The 22,976-nt window shown below is 43.1% G+C and carries 15 protein-coding genes; 5 read left to right on the forward strand and 10 right to left on the reverse strand.

Features of this window, described 5'->3' with window-relative positions:
* Positions 1–2 precede the first annotated feature (2 nt).
* Positions 3–557, forward strand: coding sequence for a hypothetical protein (locus tag BMX50_RS32525; protein ID WP_091221624.1), 555 nt, complete (start codon positions 3–5; stop codon positions 555–557).
* A gap of 10 nt (positions 558–567) precedes the next feature.
* Complete coding sequence (locus tag BMX50_RS32530) at positions 568–1,062, forward strand: hypothetical protein (protein ID WP_091221628.1); 495 nt, start codon at positions 568–570, stop codon at positions 1,060–1,062.
* 65 nt (positions 1,063–1,127) lie between these two features.
* Here the strand turns inward: BMX50_RS32530 and BMX50_RS32535 are convergent, their stop codons facing one another.
* Together BMX50_RS32535 and BMX50_RS32540 are read right to left on the reverse strand one after the other, a co-directional pair.
* Positions 1,128–2,867: a thiamine pyrophosphate-dependent enzyme gene (locus BMX50_RS32535; RefSeq protein WP_091221632.1), complete on the reverse strand. Its 1,740-nt coding sequence runs from the start codon at positions 2,865–2,867 to the stop codon at positions 1,128–1,130.
* 229 nt (positions 2,868–3,096) lie between these two features.
* On the reverse strand, positions 3,097–4,524 hold the full coding sequence (locus tag BMX50_RS32540; protein ID WP_167668167.1) for an outer membrane protein assembly factor BamB family protein: 1,428 nt from the start codon (positions 4,522–4,524) through the stop codon (positions 3,097–3,099).
* 246 nt (positions 4,525–4,770) lie between these two features.
* Between BMX50_RS32540 and BMX50_RS32545 the strand changes: the two genes are divergently transcribed.
* Positions 4,771–6,198: a DUF3500 domain-containing protein gene (locus BMX50_RS32545; RefSeq protein WP_091221640.1), complete on the forward strand. Its 1,428-nt coding sequence runs from the start codon at positions 4,771–4,773 to the stop codon at positions 6,196–6,198.
* Between the two features lie 16 nt (positions 6,199–6,214).
* Positions 6,215–7,564, forward strand: a complete 1,350-nt coding sequence (locus BMX50_RS32550; protein WP_091221644.1) for a HupE/UreJ family protein — start codon at positions 6,215–6,217, stop codon at positions 7,562–7,564.
* 106 nt (positions 7,565–7,670) lie between these two features.
* On the opposite strand, the gene BMX50_RS32555 is transcribed toward BMX50_RS32550, so the two are convergent.
* Together BMX50_RS32555 and BMX50_RS32560 are read right to left on the reverse strand one after the other, a co-directional pair.
* Positions 7,671–9,224 (reverse strand): FAD-dependent monooxygenase, encoded by a 1,554-nt coding sequence (locus BMX50_RS32555; protein ID WP_091221649.1) that lies wholly within the window; start codon positions 9,222–9,224, stop codon positions 7,671–7,673.
* A gap of 41 nt (positions 9,225–9,265) precedes the next feature.
* Positions 9,266–10,084 (reverse strand): AraC family transcriptional regulator, encoded by an 819-nt coding sequence (locus BMX50_RS32560; RefSeq protein WP_091221653.1) that lies wholly within the window; start codon positions 10,082–10,084, stop codon positions 9,266–9,268.
* 261 nt (positions 10,085–10,345) lie between these two features.
* On the opposite strand from BMX50_RS32560, the gene BMX50_RS32565 reads away from it, so the two are divergent.
* On the forward strand, positions 10,346–10,912 hold the full coding sequence (locus BMX50_RS32565) for a hypothetical protein (protein ID WP_091221657.1): 567 nt from the start codon (positions 10,346–10,348) through the stop codon (positions 10,910–10,912).
* 88 nt (positions 10,913–11,000) lie between these two features.
* Here the strand turns inward: BMX50_RS32565 and BMX50_RS32570 are convergent, their stop codons facing one another.
* The 6 genes from BMX50_RS32570 to BMX50_RS32595 all read right to left on the reverse strand — a co-directional run bounded on the left by BMX50_RS32570 (position 11,001) and on the right by BMX50_RS32595 (position 22,976).
* Positions 11,001–15,077: a hybrid sensor histidine kinase/response regulator transcription factor gene (locus BMX50_RS32570; RefSeq protein WP_091221661.1), complete on the reverse strand. Its 4,077-nt coding sequence runs from the start codon at positions 15,075–15,077 to the stop codon at positions 11,001–11,003.
* A gap of 62 nt (positions 15,078–15,139) precedes the next feature.
* Positions 15,140–16,615, reverse strand: coding sequence for a hypothetical protein (locus BMX50_RS32575; protein WP_091221672.1), 1,476 nt, complete (start codon positions 16,613–16,615; stop codon positions 15,140–15,142).
* A 22-nt stretch (positions 16,616–16,637) separates the two neighbouring features.
* Positions 16,638–18,692, reverse strand: coding sequence for a glycoside hydrolase family 2 protein (locus BMX50_RS32580; RefSeq protein ID WP_091221678.1), 2,055 nt, complete (start codon positions 18,690–18,692; stop codon positions 16,638–16,640).
* 82 nt (positions 18,693–18,774) lie between these two features.
* Positions 18,775–19,596 (reverse strand): glycoside hydrolase family 16 protein, encoded by an 822-nt coding sequence (locus BMX50_RS32585; RefSeq protein WP_091221682.1) that lies wholly within the window; start codon positions 19,594–19,596, stop codon positions 18,775–18,777.
* 23 nt (positions 19,597–19,619) lie between these two features.
* A complete protein-coding gene (locus tag BMX50_RS32590) occupies positions 19,620–21,131 on the reverse strand; it encodes an alpha-L-fucosidase (protein ID WP_091221686.1) in 1,512 nt (503 codons plus the stop codon).
* Between the two features lie 75 nt (positions 21,132–21,206).
* Positions 21,207–22,976, reverse strand: coding sequence for a RagB/SusD family nutrient uptake outer membrane protein (locus tag BMX50_RS32595; protein ID WP_244281160.1), 1,770 nt, complete (start codon positions 22,974–22,976; stop codon positions 21,207–21,209).

Here is a 22,976-nt window from a genome sequence, read left to right on the forward strand (position 1 = left end):
AATTGAAAAAACTACTTATCCTTTTACTTACTTTAGCAGTTACTCCTATCATTGCCGGTTGCTACGGCATTATTCACGACCAGTTTACGTACACAATCAGCCATGAGTATTTTACAAAATTTAAGTTTTACCAATTTGGTTTTATTGAGCCAGGCTACGAAACCGTTTTACCTAACCCAAGGTTGTATGTAGCAATAGTAGGTTTTTTAGCCACCTGGTGGGTAGGATTGATCATTGGTATAGGTAACGGGCTGATGGGTTTAATACAAAAAGATCATAAGCTAATGCTCAAAACAATTAGCTATACCGTATTTATCACTTTAATTGCGACTGCAATCAGCGGGCTTATCGGCCTGGCTTATGGGTGGTTTTATCTTTCTGGCACCCGGGTCAACTGGTATTTACCAAAGACACTTATTGACAAAAAGAGCTTCATAGCCGTTGGCTCAATGCACAACTTTGGCTACCTTGGTGGCCTTACAGGCTTAGTTTTAGGGATGATATACCAGGTTGTAAAAGCCTCAAAAAACCGAACAGTAAGAAAAACTCTTCATTAAAAATTTCGACATGTTCAACTACCTCAATTTTACAAATCAATTCGGCTCGTATCTATACGATGATAATTTCCAGGCTTTTTTAGCAGATACATTTACAGATCTCAGCCCTTACAATGTTTTGAAAAGCGATTACATGCGATCTGAAATATTGGATATCGATTTGGGGTTCACCAATGACGATGCTGTTATTGACGAAGATGAGCTGATAATTTTAGAACCAGGCCAGCCGATATTCTCCCATCTGAATATTTACCTTAACCCGGATGTGCAATATGTGCTACCATTTGAGATTTCATTTTACGACACCCGGGAAGCCGTTTTCAAAAAAGCCGGCGAACCAACGCTAACCAAACAGGGAGATTCTCCCATACTGGATATCCCTTTCCTGATAGATCATTACAAAACAGATAACCTGGTATTAAGTATCGATTACGATCCGGTTAAAAAGCATATTAATTTTATACAGATCAGGGATAATAATATTGTGGCACATTTGAAACTGTAACCGGGAAATAAGTTTAAACTTACTCACCTCCCGGTTAATATAGGCTATAATGAAAATTACCGCTATCAATCAAATATCTCGGGCAGGTGTTTGTAGTTCCCTTTAACGGTCGCCAAAACTTCATCAAACTTACCGCCAAGCATCATTTTGGTCATAGATACGGCCATGCCCTTAACCATTTTCAGTTCGATATGCGGCGGCATAGCAAGCGCTGTTCCATCGGTATAAACATTCACCAAAACAGGGCCTTTACATTCAAAAGCCTCTGCTATGCCCTGCTCAAGATCCTGCGGGTCATTTATAGTGATACCCTTGATCCCCATTGACTCGGCAACCATTGTAAAATCAGGATTGTGCATATCAACCTCAAAATCGGGCAGGCCCATTACCTCCATTTCAAGCTTTACCATACCCAATGCCCGGTTATTAAATACTATGATCTTAATAGGCAGATCATATTGTTTGATGGTTGCTAAATCACCCAGCAACATAGAAATACCTCCGTCGCCACACATGGCTACTACCTGCCTTTCAGGACAAGCCAGAGCAGCGCCTATAGCATGCGGCATGGCGTTGGCCATTGAACCATGAACGAATGACCCAATCATCGACCTCCGGCCGTTGGCACTGATATGCCGGGCGCTCCATACGTTACACATTCCCGTATCGCAGGTAAAAATCGCATCGGCTGAGGCATGGTCATTTATGATAGCGGCCAAAGCTTCGGGGTGGATTGCATCATGTTTACCATAATCCTCAATATACGCCTGTTGCTGCTCTTTTACTTTGGCGTGTACGTGCAGCTGGGCATCTAAAAAGCTGCGATCGGCTTTTTCCTTGATCAATGGGATCAGGGCTTTAAGTGTAGATTTAATATCGCCATAAAGCCCCATCGTTAATTTTGCCCGACGGCCAAGATTTTCAGGCTTGATATCTATCTGCACTATCTTTTTATCCTGCGGATAGAAAGGCGTATAAGGAAAATCGGTGCCCAAAAGCACAACAAGATCGCTTTCATGCATACTGTGATAAGCTGCAGGTAAACCAAGCAAACCTGTCATACCAACCTCATAAGGGTTATCATGCTCCAAAAACATTTTGCCGCGGAAAGAATAACCTACGGGAGCTTTGAGCAATGCCGCCAGTTCAACCACCTCATCGTGTGCATCGGCACAGCCAATGCCGCCAAAAATGCAGACTTTAGGATGGCGATTGATCAGATCGGCCAGTTGCACTAACTCTTCCCATACCGGGGTGATGTTGGCTTTACAAAAGAAATTGTTTACCGACGAATCAATTTCAACAGCATCCTCTCCTGCTACATCGCCAGGCAAACCCAATACGCCAACGCCCTTACGCTGAATAGCGGTTTGGATAGCTGCCTGTGTCATACGGGGCGCTTGTTTGTTGTTTGCAGCAACCTGGTTATAATAACTGCAATCATCAAAAAGCTTGATCACATTGGTTTCCTGGAAGTAATTACTGCCAAACTCCTTTGTAGCGCAAGTAGACGCTATGGCCAAAACAGGAGCGCCGGAGCGGTGAGCGTCATAAAGACCATTTACCAGGTGTACATGCCCTGGGCCGCTACTACCGGCACAGCAGGCGAGACCGCTCAGTTGTGCATCGGCCGAAGCCGCAAAAGCGCCAGCTTCTTCGTTACGTACATGGATCCATTTTAATTCGGGCGTTCTGCGAACAGCATCGTTAAGTTCGTTTAAACTATCGCCGGTTATAGCGTAAATACGTTTGATACCGGCCTGTATCAGCATTTCTACAAGCTGCTCGGCTACTTTTTTTGACATGTTTGGGTTGTTTAGCGTTAGTGATGTTGTAATTTCTTATCCATAACACCAAACGCATGCCATTTGTTAAGGAATTAACAGTCAAATATTTGTAATTAAGATAGTTTTTTGAGTTTTTTGATATACCGTGATTTCATGATAATGAATGATATATCGCAATCTAACCAATTAGATATTTCCCCCACACCATCTGTTAATTCCGTTCGTTTACTCAAATAATTTCCCGCTCTTAATTGAATTTATACATATCACCATCCGTAAGATAATATACAACACCATCAATAACGATCGCAAACTGACCGGCAGGCTGAAAAAGTGACGGAAGATTTGATACAATTTCTTTGCCGGTTTGGGTATCAAATAATCTAAATGGCCTTTCAGAGCCTGTAACCCAAAAGGGGGAAGGCACGTGTCCGTAAATTTTACCGGGAGTAAGAATATATTGTAAAGAGGTATTGGGGCCGTACCAGGACCAAAGCAACCTCCCCGTTTGCAAATCTAACTTCATAATGTCAGAATTTTCAAAAACATATAACCCGGTAGCATCAGCAGCTAACGCACCTTCATACTTTGCTGCTGCTTTCCACAAAAGCTGGCCCGAATTTTTATCAAATGCGTAAACAAATGCACCCGGTGTATCTAAAAGAGTCGAAATAAAAACCATATTTCCTACCACTAAGGGTCGCGTACCGGGAGAACCGACGTTGCCATCAAGATATAGTGTACGCCACTTTTTTTGGCCGGTAGTGGCATCCAGCGCATTCAAGGCTACTACACGATCAGCGGTAAACTGCGGAACATGACTATCTGTGATATAAACAACATTATCTTTCTCTGTTGCACGTCCTATACTTGAACCCTGCGCCAGAAAAGTCCATCTTAATGTACCGTTTTTTGCATTATAAGCTTTTAAAAGGCCATCGTACGTCAATCCTTCACTTGTAGAGCAAAACAGCAAATCGTCAAACACGCGGGGTACCGGAATAACATATTTACTTTGCCCAAGATGCCACAACTGAGAACCATCAGAAGCTTTGAGCGCATAAATATCTCTGTCGGTTGTGGAGAAAACTATCCCTTTGTTATATGACATTGATACAGGGCGATCGTATCCAACATTAGCCGGTATAGACCAGATTATTTTGCCCGTTTTTGCATTTAAACCATAAACAGAGCATTGCCTGGTTATATCATCTATTGCCTGTACAAACACGGTATCATTTGATATCACCGGTGTCAACCAATGCCCTATATCTTGCCTCCACACAAATTGCCCTCCTGTTGTGTAGCAATTAATGCCACCTATCTCGGGGCCTGCGTAGATGAAACCTTTGTCTGCCGGGATTTGAAAATTAAGTGAATCAATTTTTCCGGTGGCGCTACTTGCCACTATTTTCCCATTATATGGTAAAGTAGCTAAAACTTTGTTTAGGTAACAACTGGTATCGCTTATGTTTGGAGCAACCACTTCTCCATTAAAACTAACGGTATATTTTACCCCAACTGCAGCTGTACCTTTTGCCGCTGACCAATATATTCTTACATTATTCCAGGTGTCAGTCAGCTTATCAAGCCTGTCAAATTTTATAAATTTAAACGAAAGGGTCTGACTCTCGGGGTTTTTAGGATTATCGGGCGTAGGAGGATTAGGAGCCACTTGTTTCTTGCAACTATTAAATAACACAACAAGCAGCAAACATAAAAGGGCAACTTTTGGATAAGGTTTGAGGTTTAGCATGAATAAAAATAAAGAAATAATTTATCCCGTCAAAAAGAAAAATACCATCCATCGGCGCCCGTTCACCACTATATAAGCCCTGTTTATCGATAATATTTACCGCCCGGAAAATTTGAGGATACTTTCGATCAAAGAAAAAAAACAAACATTAAACACCCTTAGATCATGAAAAAGTTAATACTCTTATCCGGAGCAGGCTTACTGATAACGGTTTGCATCCTGGTTGCCTGTAAAAAGAGCAGCGAAAAAACAACGACTACGACGACTACAACTACAACCGCCACTGCTTCGGTTTCTGCCTTAACCTGTGGCTCGGCAGTAGTGTCATCAACAGCAACTGTTAATACAGTATTTAGCGGCAGCGCCACAGTACCGTATACAGGTGGCAATGGCGCAACTTACACCGCAGGTACCGCAATTTCTTCAACAGGGGTTACCGGGCTAACAGCAACCCTGGCGGCAGGAACATTAGCCAGTGGTGCTGGTAATATCACGTATGCTATTGCCGGCACACCAACATCAACAGGTACCGCATCATTTTCCATTACGTTTGGTGGACAAACGTGCAGCTTTACTGTCACTGTAGATGCCGCAAGCACAGCAACTGGCTGCTCCACGTCCACAACCATTGCATCAAAAGTAGTTTGCTTAGCTAATGCATTTTTGGCAACGCTTAGTACCAGCCAGCAGGCTTCAGTGGTTTTAGCCTTAAATAAAACCAACGCTTTAAGATGGTCAAACCTGCCCTGCGGCCTTTCATGCAGAAACGGCTTGGCCTTCAGCAGCTTAACCAGCACCCAATTAGCAGCTGCAAAAGCGGTGGCAGCAGCAGCCATGGGTACAACCACAGGAGAAGGCTATGATGAATTTACCCAGATAATGGCGGCAGACGATTACCTGGGAACAATGGCCTCGGGATATTCTTCAGGCAACTATATCATTGCATTTTTAGGAACGCCAACTACCACCGGTAAATGGATGTTGCAATTTGGCGGTCACCATTATGCGCAAAATATCACTTATGATGCGGGTGTTGTTACAAGTATAACACCGTTACACCAGGGTGTTGAACCAAAGGGATCATTTACCACAGGAGGAGTAACCTATACCGGGCCGATAGAATCTGAGCATACTGCTATGCAAAATATGCTTGGCTCTTTTACAAGTTCTGAATTGGCTTCGGCAAAAATATCAGGTACTTTTTCAGACTGCCTGATGGTTCCGGGATCAACCACCAATACAATGCCTACTACAAAACAAGGTGTTCAGGTGAGTACGTTGAGTACAGCAGCCCAGGCCAAAGTGTTAGCGGCAATGATGCCATGGATCAATGATCTTGACGCTACTTCGGCAGCAGCATTTACTACTATTTATCAAAATGAATTGGCCAATACTTACGTGTGTTATGCAAGCAATACCTCAGGTGTTGCGGGTTCTGCAACTTCATTTTTAACAACTAATACAGACTATGTAAGGATTGACGGGCCAAGTGTTTGGATAGAGTTTATATGCCAAACTGGTGTGGTTATTAGCAATCAAATACATTACCATACTGTAATGAGAGATCATACCCGTGATTATATAGGTTTATAAAAAATCAACAGAAATTATGTATAACATTTTTTCAATAAACAGTCGCCGGAAAAACAGCTGGCGACTGTTTATCATTGCCGCTATTTTTGCATTTACAGCACTGAAGCCAACCATCTCCAGTGCGCATCAAACGCCAAACACGCTTATTTTCCTGGATGCAAGCCCGAACAGGGTTGCGCTGGAACTTCAAATACCGCTGTCTGAACTTGAACTTGCCTTTGGCAATAACATATCTAAAAACCCGGAAACGCTAATTGAAAGGTTAGGGCCACAATTAAAAGAATACCTCAGAGCGCACATACATGCATATTTGAAGAAAACCGTCCCATGGGAAGTTGAAATAGAGGCGTTGAGGATGGATAAAGGAAAATACATTGAAAATGGTATGGATTATTGGGAAGTGATCGCTAATGTGGTTATTATACCGCAGGCAGGTGAAAACACCCGGAAATTTATGCTTAATTATGATGTGATCATGCATCAGGTGATTAATCATGCCGCCCTCGTTTCCGTCCGCAGCGATTGGGAAACCGGAAATTTAAACCCGACTGCCGATGCAATGGTAATCAGCAGAAATATGAAAGATAATGTAATATATCCTTTAGAAATAAACTTACAGCAGGGAAGCTGGTTTAAAGGTTTTAAAAGTATGCTTATGTTAGGTATGAAGCATATTAAGGAGGGTACCGATCACTTACTGTTTTTAATTATGCTGTTATTACCGGCTACACTCCTAATAAATGGCAAACGATGGGGAAAGTTTGGAGGTACCAAATATAGTATCCTGAAATTATTAAAAATTGTTACTTCGTTTACCATCGGCCACTCTGTTACGCTGCTGATAGGCGCCTTAGGCTGGCTACGGTTGCCGGCACAACCGGTGGAAATATTGATCGCATTTTCTATCCTGGTTTCGGCGGTACATGCGATAAGGCCAATTTTTCCGGGGAGAGAGATGTATGTAGCAGCCGGCTTTGGCCTAATCCATGGTTTGGCATTCGCATCAATATTAGCTAACCTTAAACTGGGAGCAGGCACAATGGCCTTGAGCATTTTAGGTTTTAACCTGGGCATTGAGATCATGCAGCTTTTTGTAGTATTGATTACAATTCCGTGGTTAATTTTATTGAGCCTAACGCCGGTTTACAAATATGTAAGAACTGGCGGTGCGGTTATGTCAGGCATAGTTGCTATTGCATGGATAGCAGAACGTGCAACTGAAACGCCTAATTTTATTTCGGCATTTGTAAATAAGGTAGCCGAACAGGCTCACTGGGCAATTGTGATACTGGCGATACTATCATTACTAAGTATTCTGTTAAAAGGACGAATTTCGCCTCCAGCACAATTAAACACAAAAAGCTAATATGGGTGCCATTCATTTTCAATCTCAGATTGGACAGAGTTACATTTACAAAAAAGCCGTTTTTCTTGTGGAGAAACGGCTTTTTTGTAGCGAAGAAATTTGGCCATTATGCTTTACTGCCTACAAACCAGAGATTAGCAGCCTTCCGAAGTTCAGCATAATCCGGCTCGTTGTCAGAAGCCCAGGCAATGATGCCGTCCGGGCGTATCAATACTGCGCTTAAGCCAAATTGCTCCTTTGCCCTGCCCGAAACATATTTAAATTGATCACCGTATTCTTCGGCCACGGTTTTTAGCGGGGTATTCTCGTCAAAGTCGAGCAATAAGCCGCGGCCATCATGCATCAACCCGCCAATCCTGGCACCATCTTCAAATTCAAAATCGGGAACGCTACGGCCTGTTAAAGGATTGCTGCCTGCAATATTGTAGTGCGTATTAATCCCCCAAACCCTTCCTGCGATGTATGTAGCACCGTCGCGCGTATTTATAAGATCGCTCATAATTGCGTACAAGGCCTGGGAATCAGGATCAGGCTTCATGATTGCAACCTGCGCGCGCGACCAATCTAAAACCTGCACGCCAACAGGGTGTCGTTCGGTATAATAACTGTCCAGTAATGCCTCAGGCGCTTTATTTTGAATGGTTGCGGCAAGCTTCCAACCCAGGTTCATGGCATCGCCTAATCCAAGATTAAGCCCCTGCCCTCCTAACGGCGCGTGAATGTGTGCCGCATCGCCGGCTAAAAGTACCCGTCCGTTACGGTAAGTTGTGGCCTGCCGTGCCCGATCTGTCCAGGTGGTTGCGATATGCAGGGCGTTAAGTGTAACGTCGGTATCGGAAATCCGGCGCAACACCTCCTGTAAGTGTTCAAGCATAACAGGTTTTCCTGAACCGTGAAATGCCCCGCAATCAAAATCCTGAATGGCCATGTAACCCGGCTGCGATTGCATGTACATGCCCCGTGGTGTCACATTCCGTCCTGGTTTAAGCTTTTCCGGATCTGCTATCTCAACCAGCGCAGTGTAGCCGGTAAACTCCGGCTCGGTACCGGCAAATTCAAAACCGCCGACTTTACGCACTGCGCTCCGGCTTCCGTCGCAACCAACAAGCCATTTACTTTGAAATAATTGCTCGTCGGATTGAACAGTTACCCCATCCGCGGTTTGGTGAAAGCCGGTAACAGCGAACCCGCGTTTGATTTCTACGCCCAATAATTGGGCACGATGTGTTAGCACAGTTTCAAGCTCTGCCATTTCAGAAATTAAGCTGGTAGCGACTGAGCCGGGCAAACAGTATTGCCATTGCGAAGTATCGACATTACCTTCAAGAATAGGTATTCCGGCAAAATGCCCTACCTGTCGCTGGGCTCCTTGTTTGGCATTTTGATGCGGATTTTTAATCCGGTTATGAATCTCAAGTTCATTTAGCAGGCCGCGGCGATAAAGCGCTTCAATAGTTGGCGCCGAGAGTCCTCTGATGCCGAATGGCAGTTGTTTCAATAGCGAATGAGGATCCTCTGCCTTTTCGAGTATCAGAACAGAGCAATTGGCCAGGGCCAGTTCGCAGGCGAGGAACAGGCCTACCGGTCCGGCCCCGGAAATGATGACATCATAATTAGTATGATTTTGTACAGATTTATCGTTCTCAGATATTGGTTTCATATATATTATATTGAAACACAAAATTCTGCAATGCCCACAGCTTAGGCTTGTACAAACGCGACAAAATCATTGCTTACTGCTTGCTTTCCTTTCTTCGCTTTTCGGGCAAAGGCCGCCGGCGTGGTGCCGCTATATCGTTTAAATTCCCTGCTCAGATGGGATTGATCTGTATAACCCAGCTCATGAGCTAAGCCGGCAAGATTTGTATCCGGGTAATGCCATAACCGGTTTCGTATTTGCTCAAAACGCATTAAACCCGACACGTCTTTAACACTATAGCCGGAAGATTGCTTGAATTTTCTTTCAAGCGTACGCACGGTGGCATGAGCGGCCTCTGCTACCTGGCTTACAGGTATAGTCCCATTTGCTTTCCGCATAGCAGCTCCCGCTTTGAATAACATACTGTTAACAGCTATCCCCGAATGCGCGCTAAGAAAATATTGCTTTACTTCTGACAATGCGTTATCTATCCTGCCCATATTAATCCACTCATTCAATACAGCCTGCAGCCGGGCAATGGGGTGCTCAAAGGTATGTACCCCAACTTTACCGGAAGGGAGTCCGAGCAGGTCAAACACAGTCCACGGGAAGCACCTGATACCAATAATTTCCAAACGCCCTCCCGAATAAAAAACAACCGGCTGATTAAGCAGACCCATCATAAGCGGTGATGGCAACGGCTGTAAGCTCCCCTCATCTAAAATGCTAATAGCGCTTCCGAAATAGAAAATGATCTCGGCGAAACCATCAGGCTGAACCTCAAAACTTGATTGTGGTTCTTCTGCTTCTCTGACATTGTACCAAAAGCATTTTATAGTGTCCCGCAGTTCTTCAGGAGGTTCAAATTCTTGGTGCTTCATTTTGAAAGATAGATATACTTAAGCGCATTGAAAACAAAAATATTGTATTGTATCTCTATTTGTGCCGGTTAATAACTCCACAATACCTACAGTTAGAGCTGATACCTTGCACATGATGACTACCCATACTTATGTGCCGATATTACCCCGATCGTCGACACATAAGCCCTCCTCGTCTACTCCGTTTGTGGTTATGCCCGATATGTATTTGTTTTGACGTGTTTGTAAATCCTGTTATCAGATACACTACTCATTAAAAACATGAAAAAAATTATTCTAACATCCGCAATTTTCCTGGCTGTTGTAGCCACCAGCCACACTGCAAGTGCGCAAATCAGTATCAATGTCAATATCGGCTCGCAACCGGCATGGGGACCTACCGGCTATGACCATGTTGACTATTACTACATCCCGGCTATAGATGCTTATTACTATGTTCCTTCGGCTCAATACGTTTACCTGGTTAACAATAAATGGGTTTGGAATGCAGCATTGCCTTCACGCTATTCGGGATTTGATTTATATGGTGCTTACAAAGTGGTCATGAACACTCCGAAACCCTACCTGCAGCACCGGTCGCATATCACCAAATATAGCAGATACAAAACCTATACTGCTAAACAACCGGTGATCAGGGATAGCCGTGACGCAAAATATACCCAGGCACGCAACAATCAGGGTCACAACCAGCAGGAAAGGCAGCAAGGCCAGAGACAACCTGCTAACGACAGACCTGAAAACAAAAAAGATGACCAGCACCAGTCTCCATCACAAAAAAACGACAGGCAAAATAAAGGCGATAATAAAAACCGCCCCAATAATCATTAATAATCAATAAGTTTAAGTTCAGCAATCTCTATTAAGGGATTGTTGAACTTATTCAATGTCCCTGCAGTCTCTCCGTCACACAGCCATCTCATTCCATAAATTCGGTCGGCGTTTTCCCGTACCTTTTTTTGAACTCCTTGCTGAAATATTTTCTGTCGCTAAAACCAACCATATAAGCCACCTCGTTAATGGTATACCGTTTAGTTTTGAGCAGTATCCCGGCGTTGTTCATTTTTATAGACTTGATAAAATCATTCACAGACATTCCGGTGACAGCATCTAACTTTTTATACAACACAGGCTGGCTCATTCCAATTTCGCGGGCCAGTTCAGGAACTCCGAATTCTAAATTATCGATATCCTTTTCAATGATCCTTACCAGTTTATTAATAAATTCATTATCAATTATGCTAACCAGTTCTTGGGTGGCCTGATCGTTCTTTTCTGAACCGGCATTTAAAACATGGTTATCAGTAGCCGTAATTTGTTCTTTAAATAGCTTCCTGATCCTTTCGCTTGCGTTTAACAGATTAGTAATCTGAAGCAGCAATACCTCGATGCTGAAAGGTTTGGTTAGATAAACGTCGGCACCCATTTTAAGGCCTTCTATGTGGCTTGCACCGGATGCCCTGGCTGTTAAAAGAATAACAGGAATGTGGTTAGTCCGCTCGTCTGCCTTCACGTTGTTGCATAATGTAAAGCCATCCATTTCGGGCATCATTACGTCGCTTATAATAACATCCGGGATACGTTCTTTCGCGGCTTCTAATCCTTTTACACCATTTTCGCAGGCAACAACTTCATAACGGTTTTGCAAAAAGTCGGCAATGAATGAACGAACTTCCGGGTTATCCTCCACAAGTAAAACAGTATGCTTTTTCTCCTTTGACAGGAGTTCTGATGAACCAGCTGATTCAATGGCGGGCATAATTAAGTTATCAATCAATACCGGCCTTTGTACATTCAGAAAATCATTTACCGGGCTTTGTACCAGATCAGTATTTTTAAAGTGAGCCGTACCTTTTCGCAGCTTTACAACAAAGGACGTCTTGTTGCCAGAATGGGCTATTTTACTATCTACCGCGATAGAACCTTTGTGCAGCTCAATAATACTTTTTGATAAGGCAAGCCCTATACCATAGCCTGTATTTTGTTTACCAAGATCATTTTCCTGGAAATAATTTTCAAACAAATTCTTCAGATTTTCGGGGGCAATGCCTTTACCGTTATCTGCCACGGTAATGGTTACGTGATCTTTTCCCTCCACAACCAGAACATTGATATAACCGCCGCTATTGGTAAACTTAAATGCGTTGTGCAACAAATTAAAAAATACTTTTTCCAATTGTATTTTATCAAAATATAGCGGGATATAATCCGCAGAGGTAACCAGGTCAATAGTAATATTAGCGGATACCGCATGATCATAGAACGAATTGTAAATTTCGGAGATGGTAGTTACCACGTTATGCTCCGCAATATGCAGTTTCAGGTTGCCGGTTTCGGCCTTTCTGAAATCCATTAGTTCATTTACCAGTTGCAGCAGGCTATCGGAGTTTTTTTTAATGACCTGCAATTGCCGGGTTTGCGTGCCGTCCTTTTCTTCGAGGATCAATTTCTCTACCGGGCCAAATATCAGGGAAAGATGGGTGCGGATCTCGTGCGAGATATTAGTAAAAAAGTTGAGTTTTAAATGCGTGAGCTCTTTATCCCGCCGCAGCAAAGACCTCAAAATAAAAAAGCGTGCCAGCAGGAATACTATGCTTCCGATAAAGAGCACGTACAAACAATAAGCCCAGGTGGTTTCCCAAAAAGGGGGCAGCACTTTAATATGCAGGGTAACTGCCTTTCCCCAAACTCCATCATTGTTTGAGCCTTTCGCGAAAAATGTGTAATTCCCCGGCGACAGGTTGGTGTACGGTGCGGATGGGATATCGGTATGTACCCAATCTTTATCAAAGGGTTCCAGTTTATACGCGTACTTGTTTTTATCAGATTTGATATAATTAAGCGCTGCAAAATCAATGGTGAATACATTTTGAGCATGCGAAAAAACCACATTTTGCGTAAGGCTGATATCCTTTGAGAGCAGATTATCCGGCTGGCTAATCCCTACAGCCTGGTTAAAAAGCTTCAATGCTGTAATGATCACCGGTGGAGGTATCGCGTTATCCTCAATTTTTGAGGGGAAGAAACTACTCAAGCCGTTAAGCCCGCCAAACAGCATTTCGCCGTCACTTGTTTTGTAGCAGGAATTGATGTTAAACGTATTACCTCCTAAGCCATCGTTTTTACTGTAGTTTTTAAAGGTTTGTGTAGCGATGGAAAACCGGGATAAACCGTTGCCTGTTCCCATCCACAGGTTATTTTTTTCATCTTCTAAAATACTGAGTACATTATTATTGGTTAAGCCTTCCTTTTCGGTATAAGTTATAAATTTTTCACGCACCTCGTCATATTTTGCAAGCCCGCCATAATACGAGCCAGCCCAAATCCACTTCTTTGTATCCTGGTAAATACAATTAATATCATTTGACTTAAGGCCATCCTCAGTTTTGTAAACCTTGATATGGGTATGGTTGCGATTTGTTTTATATAAACCGTTGGCAGTAGCTATCCAGATATTCTTCCCGCTATCTTCCATCAAAGCCATGACAGATTTTTTGCCGATTTTGCCGGTAACAGGCTGATCTACGTGCTCCAATAAAGAGTCTTTTTTGCGAAAAATGAGCAACCCGCTTTGTGTACCTACCCAAAGATTGCCTTCCGAATCGTGCAGGATGCTCAGCACTTCCGAGCCTAAGGTTACCGGGTCGTTTTCCTTGTACAGGAAACGTTTAAAGCTATGGCTTGCCGGGTTAAACAGATTTAAACCGCCGCCGTGGGTACCTATCCATATACTTCGGTCTTTATCAATATAAATCACCTTAACCAGGTCAGAACCGAGCGATGCAGGGTCATTTATTTTATTTTGATAGGTAGTAACGACATCCGCTTTGCGGTCGAAATAGTTGAGGCCGCCGCCTTCAGTACCGATCCACAGATTATGCTTTTCATCCTCGGCAACGGCGCTTACTACATTATTATTAATAGCCGAGTGATAGCGAGCCGTTTGATAAGTTAAAAATGTTGTATTGGGATTGGATACCATGTTGATACCGCCCCAGTAAGTACCAACCCAAACGGTGTTTGAATTATCAATAAAAACACTGTAAATAGAATTTTGGCTTAAACTGTTCTTATCCTCTGGATCGTGCCTGTAGGTTACAAATTGTTTTGTAACGAGATTTAAAATATTCAGGCCGCTTTGTGTACCTATCCAGATTTTCCCCGACTTTTCGGGCTGCAGGACCCTGATATTATTGTTGGCAGGCCCATTAGCACCGTTATTGGCCAAAAATCGGGTGAAATTTCCGGAACTTTTATTAAAAAAGTTCACGCCACCGTGCAGCGTTCCAATCCACAAATTATTAGCCGCATCTTCTGCAATAGTAGTTACATAATTATCACTCAGGCTATTGGTTACTTTATCATCGTGCTTATACATTTGATAAGTATACCTGCCGTTTGTCTCCTGCATTTTGCTTAATCCTGCTGATGAGCCAATCCAATAATTACCGCCGCGATCCTGGTACAAGGTATGTACATTGGTGCCATATAAACCGGCAACAGAGTCAGGAACAGCAATAGAGTTAAAACTGCCGGTTGCGTTTGAAAAGCGGTAAAGCCCATCCGACGACCAAACCCACATGTTTCTGCGTTTATCCTCGTAAACTGCGCTTATGATTTCGGCACCTGTAATATGCAGACTTAGTTTAACCCGTTCAAAACTATCAGTTTCGGGATTATATTTATTCAGTCCGTTACGTGTGCCCACCCAAAGCACTTTATGCGAATCAACTACGAGTGAAGTAATATAATCAGATGAAATGCTCGACTGATCTGCCGGATTGTTTTTATAGATCTTAAAACTGCGGGTATTGTATTTATTAAGCCCATGCTGGGTACCATACCACATAAAACCGCGGCTATCCTGAACAATTGCCAATACAGAATTTTGAGACAGGCCATTATCCACCGTGAGGTTTTCAAATGCTATCCGCTGGCCATAACCGGATAACGAAATAAATATGCAAAACAGGAATGTGGTTATAATTAGTTTCATCTCGCCGCCCGGAAAATAAAACTAATTAAATTTATTTTACTTATCCAACACCTATGCATTTATCATCGCAATCCATTTGAAATATATGACTGGTATAAACTTTCAGGAAAATCAGGAACAAGCGCTCTCACGTTTGCAGGCAAGTACATCCACGGAAAGAATTTGCTCTTAGGCAATACTTTGGGGCGATTGGATTTCTTGGATATGCCTTTTACGTTAACCAAGTTATCCATGCCGATGATATTGCCCTTAAATACATTATTATTGAAAATAACCTTGCTGTACTGTTTGGGCGATTTTGAAAAAACAGCAGCATTTTTGCCGGCAAATAAAAAATAGTTATCATCAAAACTTACATGATCAGGGATGCCGTTTTCAATATCCGCCACCTCGGTGGTGTATGATTTTGAACCGTCATTATAAAAAATGTTCCCTTTTACTATGGTGCTATCCGTTACGCCGGCAAAATTGAACAAGCGTTTTCGGTTCAGGCCGTCATTTACACTTAAATTATAACGGACGATATTACCAGTGGTCATTACATTATCCTTGTTGATCAGATCAGATATCACCAGCATAAAGCCACCCTCGTTATCATGGCTATAATTGTACTGGATAATGGTATTCCTGCTGTTGCCATCGATATCAAAAGATTGCCCGTCGTTGGCCCAGTTATCATTTTGGGTGTATGCCACTTCGTTGTATTGGATAACCGTGTTATCGCTGCTGTGTGGCCAAATGGCAACTGCATTATCTTTTGCCCTTGTACGGATATGGAATAGCTTGTTATGCTCGACCATAGCGGTATCAAAAGCTTTTACCACAATACCATCGCCGCCGATATCATCAAGCAGGCAATTACGGATCACTAAGTACTTATTGGGAAACCATTTAGTCCTGAAAGAAAACGTACCATTACCGCGAATCCCGTTACGGTCAACCCGCTCCACTTTACAGTTTTCGATCACCAGATGTTCGATATTACTTGGCTTTGGCCCCTGGCAATCCCAAAAGATGCCGTAGCCTTCGGCCGATCCTTTTTTATTATCGCCGTTAATATCATGGACATACAAATTGGCCAGCCTGATGTTGTGCAATGTGCCTATATCTTCGGCCAATATTCTTAACCCTGTTGGCCCTGTTTTTTGAAAAGGCACTGTGCTGTCAAAATTTGATAATGAGAGGTACTGCACCACAATGTTCTGCAGGTTCTTTAACAAAACGGCGTCTTTAAAATGCCCATTGGCTTTAATTTCGGGCAAAGCACCTGATCCGAAAGCACCGAAAACAATAGGCGCCTTTACAGTACCCGATCCCATCGGCACTAATTGACCATCCCACACTCCTCCTCTTTGGAACAGGATACTGTCGCCGGCTTCAAAAACCTGTTTATTGACCCGGCTTAATGAGCGCCAGGCCTTAGCGGGGCTATGCCCATCAAATGTATCATCGCCTTTTTTATCGTCGATATAATAAGTACTGCCTAAAACATTTAATGCAGTGCAGCAACATAAAAGCAGCGTTAGCAATTTTTTCATCCTATTAATTTAATGCAATAGTTTAATTCTCCAGTGTCCACTCGCAGGAATCTTGCAATAGCTTGCCGTTGACATCACTGCTTACTTCGATTTTATTTTTCCCCTTTTGCAGGGTAACCTTATCCCATATTGTGGTGTGAAAATCATCGGCCTTAGCTCCATTTACCACTACACCATTCACCATCAATTTTACATTTGAAGCGGTACTGTACACCTTCACAGCAGTTGTCTGCTGATGCCGCACCGTATTTCTCCGGTCGGTAATATATAACATGGGCTCCTTATTCCAGTTGGCTTTGTAAAAATAGAAAGCATCTTTTTTAACCGCCCTGTTATAGGTCACCAGGCCTTTATCGTTGATCCCGTCAGCATCGCCTTCGGTACGGATAGACGAGCCAAAATCGGCCAGCGCCCAAACAAATTTACCCCAAATAAAAGGCCGTCTGCTAAGCTCCTGCCAGTTAACCTCATGGTAGCGCGTTTGCCACTCTTCAGGATGGAACTTTCCATCAGCATCAGGTTTGTCATCATTTTCAGCATGCTTAAACGGACTGCCGCCGGCCCCGTATTCGCTTACTGCAAATGGCTTCTGCGGATAATCATGATGGGTTTTATCGGCCCATGAACCAATTTGTTTAAACTCGCCATCGTACCATCCGTAATATTTATTCCAGGCAATAACATCGGATACCTCGTTAAACTGACTGCCATCTAAAAAAGTAGCCGCAGTGGTTAACCTGTTTGGATCTTCTTTTTTGGCCAGCTCATTCAATTGTTTTAAAAACGGAACCGGATCATCATGATCAAGCTTTAGCTCGTTAAATAAACCCCAGAAACAAATGGCAGGATGATTATAATTTTGACGGATCATCTCTGTAAGCACCTGCCTCACCTGGTTTTCCAGCGCCGGGCTTTTCAAGTAACCTGCTCCGGTATACCCCCCCGGACCAACAAATGGGATCTCCGACCAAACAACCAAACCATTCCTATCGCAGAGATCATAAAAATATTTACCGTGCGGATAGTGGGTTAATCGAACAGCCGTAGCCCCTATCTCTTTAATCAACTTCATATCTTTATTCAGATCGGTGCTGTCAACTGCCGATGCCTTACCTTCCACATCTTCGTGAAAACCAACGCCATGCAGGTCGAGATATTTATCGTTTAATATAAACCCTTTGTTTGCATCAATGTGATAAGTCCTGAACCCTAAAGGCTGCGTAACCTGGTCAATCACCTGCCCGTTCCTGATCAGGCTGATGTTAACAGTATATAGATAAGGGTTGGCCTTGCCATTCCATAAATGAGGTTGCTTTAAATTTATGGTTTGTTCGCATTGTTTGTTATTGGCGACGTTGTTTGTTACGGATGACACTATAGTTTTACCGGCATCCAAAATATCGGCCTTAACTTTTAAACCTGTTATGTTTTTTACGGATAATTTGGTAATAATACCCACCGTGGCAGCTTGATCAGATAAAACCTTTGGCGTTAGATATACCCCTGGCGATGCGTAATCCAAAGGCGAAATACAATCTTTTGATGTAACCAGCAAGGAAACCGGCCGGTGGATACCACCATATACATTAAAATCACCACAAAGTGGCAAAACATCTGTTCTGGAAGCATTGCTTACCTGTACCTCGATATTATTTGACTCACCCAGCTTAACGCGATCAGTGATCTCGATACAAAAAGCAGTATACCCTCCCTTATGCTCAGTAATAAAATGTCCGTTTATCAAAACAGAAGCCACACTATTAGCCCCTTCAAAATACAGGAACAGTCTTTTGTTTTTCCAGCTTTCATTTACAAAAAAGCTTTTTTCGTAAATGCCCGCTTCCCGGGTATAATTGGCCTTGCCGTTCAGCACATCCTGAGTATTCCAGGTGTGGGGCAGCATTACATTGATCTTTTCAGGTTGTTTCCTGATATCATAAGCAAAATGAAATTTCCAGTCGCTATTGAAATTGACAACCTTACGGCTATCATTGGCACCGACCTGAGCAAATGAATAATTTGCATTGATCAGTAACAGTAAAAAAAAGTATAAATATTTTGATAGTGGTTTATTCATAAAGCACAGGGAACTAAACCGATCAGCAGGGACCAGTTAATGTTGCGGTTTTAGTTACGATAATGGTTAACTGATTATTGATTTACTGGTATACACGCACGTAATCAACGTAGTATTTTAATGGTAAAAGATTGTCATTAAACGGCCCCGCCCATGACCCCTCATGGCCCAATGCCAGGTTTAGCAACAGGTAAAAATTCTTCTGAAAAATATTACCCTCTTTTTGCTGCGCCTTGCTGATATCAAACACAAAGTATTTCAGGTTATCATAATAAAATTCAAACCTGTCCGGGTACCACTCCAGGGCATAAATATGAAAACCATCGGCAGGTGCACCTACTATAGGGCTTTCACCCTGATGCTGGTATTTCCCTAACGAATCAGCATAATGTACGGTGCCGTATACTTTTGAAGGATCACGACCCAGGTATTCCATAATGTCTATTTCGCCGCAATCCGGCCATTTTACTGCGCCACGATTTGTTCCCAGCATCCAGATAGCCGGCCACGCCCCTGCTCCGGTAGCCACTTTGGCGCGTACTTCTATGCGCCCGTATTTCCAGTCGGCCTTTCCTTTAGTGATCAGACTGGCTGAAGTATAATGCGCAAATTGTTCCTTTTCGGCCCAATTAGTCGAGCCGGACTTGTAGCGGGTATTTGGAAATTCTTCTTTCCTGGCTTCAATAACCAATGTTCCGTTTTCAACACGGCAATTTTCGAGGCGTTTAGTGGTATAATACTGAGGCTCATTGTTGCGTACAAATCCATCCTCATAATCCCATTTCCGAGGATCTGGCTGACCCTTATAGTTAAACTCGTCCGACCAAACCAGTTTCCTTTTTTGCTGGGCGTATGTGGCGGCCCCACATAAAACGAGGGCGATCAATAGAAATATTTTTTTCATTTATTGTTATTTTAACCCTGCTATCAGGGCGTAATATCACTTTTAAATAAGCCCACATTGGTAAGCGTTGGATTAAAGCGCGATGACTCAATTACCAACCGTATTTTACCGGAGGTAACCGGCTTAAAGCTTAACAGGCGCTTATAACCTACTGTGGTACCTGAGGTGATCTCCACCCATTTACCATCGTGGAAATATTGCAGCAAAAATTTCTCTATCCGCTGGCCTTTTGTAATATCCTCCTGCAATTGCAACACATTAAAAGATACCGGAGCAGGCGATTCAAATTCAATTACAGCGGTAGAATCCTTGCCTTTAGTTGTCCAAAAGGACCGCTGATCACTCACAAGCATCCGGTTATTGATACCGTTTGTGCATTTTACCGTAAATTCTTTCAGCAGGTTATTTTTAAAAAGTGATTCACGTAATTGCGCCCAATCTTTAAGGGCTTTCACGTCGCTATCGCTGATGAGGCCCCGCGTATCCGGAGGGATATTTAGCAACAGTAAACTATTGCGTCCAACCGAGGTGAAGTAAATATTCAGGAGCTCCTGTCCGCTTTTAACCTTAGCATCTCCTGCCGGATGATAAAACCATCCCGGCCTGATAGACACATCAGTTTCTGCTGGGTACCAAACTAAGCCTTTTGCTCCTTTCAGCCTGTCGCGGCTGCCGAGGTCTTCCCCCGCTTTGTAAACCACAGGTTTCACCATCACATCTTTTTGAGATGCATCGGCTATTTTCTTTTCTTGCTGTTCATCAACAGGCAATACGCTCCATTCGGTTAACCTGCCTTTGCCTGTTTCTGTACCAACCCAGCGTACATCAGGCCCTTGTATGGCAATTACTGCCTGCGGTTGCAATTTGCGGATGAGCTTATACCAACTGTTAAAGTCATAAACCTGTTTCTTGCCGTTAGGGCCTTCGCCGTTTGCACCATCAAACCATACTTCGTCAACTTTACCGTAATTGCTTAGTAACTCTGTTAGCTGGTTTTCAAAGTAAGTATTGTACTTAACCGAATCGCCATAATATGCGGAGTTCCTGTCCCATGGTGATAGATAGATCCCGAAGCCTACGTCATACTTTTTACAGGCATTGGCTACCTCTTTAACAATATCGCCTTTGCCATTTTTGTACGGTGTATTTTTAATACTGTGTTCGGTGAACCGGCTTGGCCACAGGCAAAAGCCATCATGGTGCTTGGCAGTAATGATCACCTGTTTGATCCCAGCATCTTTAACAGTTTTAACCCATTGTCCGGCATTAAGCTCAGTAGGGTTAAATTGAGAGATATCTTCCTTTCCATCGCCCCATTCCTTATTGGTAAACGTGTTGATCCCGAAATGGAAAAACGCAGTAAGCTCCAATTGCTGCCACCTCAATTGCCTTGGGGATGGCGTTACATGAGCAGCTTTGTAAATAATGTCCTGCTCCGTATCGCCCGGCGAAATACTTGTAAAACTGTTATTTTGCGCCTGTGCAGAACCAGCCAACAGCAGTAAAGGGAAAATCAGTTTGTTTAAAAACGACATATAATATGTGATCAAATTACTTTAAAGTTTTACCGTGTGCCTTTTGTAAAGCACACGGTAATAACCCTAATTTATTTAATTAATCCATCCATCATTTTGTTTCAGGTTGGGATTTCTTTGCGTTTCAACCAATGGAATGGGCCAGTTGTAAATATAATCGCCCTGGAATGAATAGGTGTATACGTTGGCCCCCCAAACTTGCTTTACACCGTTACCTGCGTAAAATACTTTGTCTTTCCATGATTTCCAGCGTAATTCATCAAAGTAATTGATGCCTTCGTTCGGAAACTCCACCCTACGCTCGTTCCTGATCCGCTCACGCAGGTCGTCCTGTCCTGCTACCGCGGTAGCTGCACTTGAATTCAATAAGCCAACGCCAGCCCTCGCCCTTACTTCGTTTACTTTGGCAACGGCATCTGAAATTAAACCCTGCTCATTAAGCGCTTCGGCCCACATTAACAATACATCAGCATACCTGATGATCGGAAAATCTGTTGGCCCATAAGAGCGATTAATGGTTTCTGAAATCCCTTCATAAACAAATTTCCTGTACAGGTAATAAAAATAGCTTTGTGTATCTGTACGCAGATCGCCACCAATGGCGGCTTCTGCACGATAAGGCCAGCGCGAAGTAACGGTAGCATTTAACGAGTTATAAGCGCCATTATAGGTAGAATATGGTGTAATTACATTGGCCGCCAGGCGCGGATCACGATTAGCATAAGCTTTAAGGATCCTTTCTTCGTTACCGGTTGGCAGGTATAAGTCCATCGCAGCACCCCTTGTTGTGGCGGCTGTGATTTCGGCTGCAGTAAGGTTATTCCTCAAAAAGAAAACCTCCCTTTGCGCAGGCGTAAGGCTCGAATAGCCAGGTAGCACAGTATCCCAATTAAAAGTTGAGCCATCAAGATTTTGATAAAGATCAACCAAATTTGGCGATACAAGGTATTGGTTCCAGCATGAGCCAAAAGATGAGCGGGTGCCGCAAAACCATTGCGTAGTTGAACCATAACCTGTTGTTCCACCACCCGCAACAGCAACGTTCTGGATAGAAAATATCATTTCACTACATTGCTCATTAGCTGCCTTAAACAGGGTTACATAATTTGAATAAAGCGCATATCCGGCCGATTTTACCATATTAAAATCAGCTGCAGCCAAATCCCATTTTTTTAAATACATATAAGCTTTGCCGCGTAAGGCGTATGCCGCTCCCTTGGTACCGTGCCCGTAGTTGGCTGCTCCTGCTGCATAGATCTGCGGTAGTGCCGGCTCGTTAATGGCGGCAGTTAAATCAGCAACAACCTGGTTCCATACTTCTGTTTCAGTTGAGCGTGATTTTGTTGCTTCGTCTGCAGTAAACGGTTCAAGGTATATCGGTACACCTTTCCATAGCTGGTTTAACCTCAGGTAAAAATAGGCCCTTAAAAACTTACATTCGGCAACGTACCTGCTTTTTTTGGCAGCATCCGACGGTGATTTCAATGGTATATTTTTGATGGCATCATTTGCACGTTGCACACCTTCATAAAGGTTTTGCCATGTGCTGCTAAAAAGCGAGTTACCGGTAGTGATGGTTCCCGAAAGCATGGATTCCTGGCTTCTGTATTGGCCGGTATATGCAAATCTGTCAAACATATACAATTCCAGTTCGCTGTCGCCACCTGTGTTTTCGCCAAGCCTCAAGGCCTGGTAAACACCGGTAACCCCCAAATCGGTGAAGTTATCAGTCGTCCACATAGTTGACGAGGCTACAGACGAATATGGTGCTGTATCAAGCAGGTTCTTTTTGCAACCTGTTACAATAATTACGGTAAATAAAGCTATAAATATCTTTTTCATCAT

It is taken from the genome of Mucilaginibacter gossypiicola (assembly GCF_900110105.1).
Classification (GTDB): Bacteria; Bacteroidota; Bacteroidia; order Sphingobacteriales; family Sphingobacteriaceae; genus Mucilaginibacter; species Mucilaginibacter gossypiicola.